This is a genomic window from Thalassotalea sp. G20_0 (assembly GCF_017744175.1).
In the GTDB taxonomy this organism is placed as follows: Bacteria; Pseudomonadota; Gammaproteobacteria; order Pseudomonadales; family Endozoicomonadaceae; genus Endozoicomonas.
In genome coordinates this window covers 1-616 of record NZ_JAGHQV010000429.1, presented here as the reverse complement: position 1 = coordinate 616, position 616 = coordinate 1, and the positions used below count along the sequence as shown (strand labels likewise).

Below are 616 nucleotides of genomic sequence, written 5' to 3'. Positions count from 1 at the left end.
TACGCCTGTTTTCTCATGGGCTGGCTCCATGAGCAGCAATTAATTAACCATCCATCACCGGAGAAGGCGGCAACATTGTATGAACAAGCCGCCAGCCGGGGAAAATTCATTCCATTAAACCTCCGGGCTGGTGACCTGTTTGCAGAAATCGGCGATTACAGCAATGCCTGTCGATGTTATGAGCAGATGCATCAGCAACTGCAAACGCTGGTGGATTCCTCCGACGAGGATGCGGCAACAGAGGACAGCGGTTATCTCAGCCCTTCATTTCAGGATTATTTGCGGTCAAAAATTGAATATGTCCGAATCAAGGCAAAAGATACGCGCTACCTGCGCCGCCTGACACCAGAGGAGATTCAGCAATACATCAACGGAGATAAAGATACCCGTCAAGGAACACGTCAACGGACAAATGCCCCGGCCGACCACCAGCGCCGTGAACCTGTCAGCAGTCAACCGCAGTGCCAGCCTGTACACCTTCAGCCATCGGATGGAAGTGCGCTGTTTCAGGATAAGGGCGTGGATAATGATACCAGCGATGCTGACAGCAACACTGCTGCACCAGCAGCCAATCAAACCCCGGGCAGCCCTGGTGCCTTGAGACAACCGGCGGTTC

Annotated in this window: 1 protein-coding gene; it reads left to right on the top strand. The window is 53.1% G+C overall.

Features of this window, described 5'->3' with window-relative positions; all coding sequences use genetic code 11:
* The coding region (locus tag J7438_RS26880) for an SEL1-like repeat protein (RefSeq protein ID WP_209279078.1) at positions 1-616 on the top strand (616 nt) is incomplete at both ends.